This is a genomic window from Halorubrum sp. AJ67, assembly GCF_000513435.1.
The window spans coordinates 176203-177148 of record NZ_CBVY010000008.1 but is presented as its reverse complement, the minus strand read 5'-3'; the positions used below and the strand labels follow the sequence as shown (position 1 = coordinate 177148).

The window sequence follows — 946 nt, the reverse complement described above, 5'->3', positions numbered from 1 at the left end:
CGTGTACACGGACTTCTCGGACGACGCCGGACTCCGCGAGGACGCGGCGTTCGCACGGCGGCTCGGCTACGACGGGAAGCTCGCGATCCACCCGGCGCAGGTGGGGCCGATCACGGAGGCGTTCACCCCGGACCCGGAGGACATCGAGTGGGCGAGGGCCGTCCTCGACGCCCGCGACGAGGCGGAGTCGGCGGGGCGGGCCGTCTTCGAGGTCGACGGCGAGATGGTCGACGCGCCGCTCATCGCGCAGGCGGAGGGCATCCTCGACCGAGCCCCCGAGACCGACCGCTGACGGCGGTACGCGCTCCGAGATACTCCGCGACCCTCCGCCACAGTTAACCTCCAGCCACCAGCACGTGAGAGTATGTCTTCGGAGGCGAATCCGTTCGAGAGTCTGCGAGAGCAGGTGGACGACGCGGCGGCGGTCGTCGAGACCGATCCGGGCGTTATCGAGCGCCTGAAGACCCCTGAGCGGGTGTTGGAGACGAACCTGACGTTCGAGCGCGACGACGGCTCCTTGGAGACCGTCCGCGCCTACCGCTCGCAGTTCAACGGCGACCGCGGCCCGTACAAGGGCGGAATCCGCTACCATCCGGGCGTCACCCACGACGAGGTGAAGGCGCTGTCCGGCTGGATGGCGTACAAATGCGCGGTCGTCGACGTTCCGTACGGCGGCGGCAAAGGCGGGATCGCGATCGATCCGGCCGACTACTCCGCCGACGAGTTGGAGCGGATCACCCGCGCGTTCGCGACTGAGCTGCGCCCGCTGATCGGCGAGGACCGCGACATCCCCGCGCCGGACGTCAACACCGGGCAACGGGAGATGAACTGGATCAAAGACACCTACGAGACCTTAGAGAACACCACCGCACCCGGGGTCATCACCGGGAAGGCGATCGACTCCGGCGGCAGCGAGGGACGCGTCGAGGCGACCGGGCGCTCGGTG

General features: G+C 69.1%; 1 protein-coding gene and 1 pseudogene. Both read left to right on the top strand.

Going from position 1 to position 946, the window contains the following annotated elements:
• Positions 1-292: pseudogene (locus BN903_RS08915) on the top strand (CoA ester lyase); the annotation flags it as partial.
• Positions 293-364: 72 nt separating this feature from the next.
• On the top strand, positions 365-946 hold a 582-nt coding region (locus BN903_RS08910), incomplete at its 3' end, for a Glu/Leu/Phe/Val dehydrogenase (protein WP_048077401.1).